This window comes from Aliiglaciecola aliphaticivorans, from assembly GCF_054782055.1.
Genome location: NZ_BAAGTF010000071.1, coordinates 1 through 961 on the forward strand (window position 1 = coordinate 1; position 961 = coordinate 961).

The 961-nt window shown below is 45.2% G+C and carries 1 protein-coding gene; it reads left to right on the forward strand.

From position 1 onward, the window contains the following. On the forward strand, positions 1-940 hold a 940-nt coding region (tnpC, locus tag ACYVIL_RS20265), incomplete at its 5' end, for an IS66 family transposase (RefSeq protein ID WP_460314552.1). Between the last annotated feature and the right edge of the window lie 21 nt (positions 941-961).

Genomic DNA, 961 nt, shown 5'->3' on the forward strand with positions numbered 1-961 from the left:
TTTACCGCTTTACCGACAAGAAGCGATGTTCAAACAATATGGGATCGAACTGAGTCGACAAACCATGGCGGATTGGATAATCAAGTGTGCCAGATTACTCGAACCTCTGGTTGAACGATGGCATGAACTGATGCTGCAACAATCGGTGATTCAGGCGGATGAAACCACGTTAAAGGTTATCAAAGAAGATAAATCGACCTGCTATATGTGGCTGTATTGCACGGGTACAGACTCGTCCCAAGACAGCACCATACCTAATATCGTCCTATACGATTATCAAAATAGTCGTGCTGGACGTTGCGCGGTGAATTATCTGGAAGGGTATTCGGGTTATCTGCACGTGGATGGCTATGTTGGCTATGAGCAAACTCAGGCTACCCTTGTCGGATGTTGGGCACACGCCAGACGTAAATTCAAAGAAGCTGAAATTGCTCAACCAAAAGGCAAAGTGGGTAAAGCCAACTGGGCGCTGAATCATATTCAGAAGCTATACCGGATTGAAACCCAGATTAAGGATAAATCAGCAGATGAAAAACAGCGGATCAGACAACAACAGTCCTTACCACTGTTAAACCAGTTCAAAGTCTGGTTGGATAAATCCATCGATAACGTACCGCCCAAAACGGCATTAGGTAAAGCCATCACTTATAGCCTCAATCAATGGCCTAAGCTAATCCGCTACATTGAAGATGGCAATCTCAACATCGACAATAACCGTGCAGAACGAGCAATAAAACCCTTTGTTATTGGAAGAAAAAATTGGTTATTTAGCAACACGGCCAAGGGCGCAAAAGCCAGTGCCACGCTTTACAGCGTAATCGAAACAGCCAAAGCCAACGGCATCACGCCATTCGATTACCTGATGTACTTACTAGAACAGGTCAGCCAGCCACATTACGATATCGAGCAATTGCTACCATGGGAATTTGCTAAACGCTAGGTGGGATTGGCGAACGCTTAC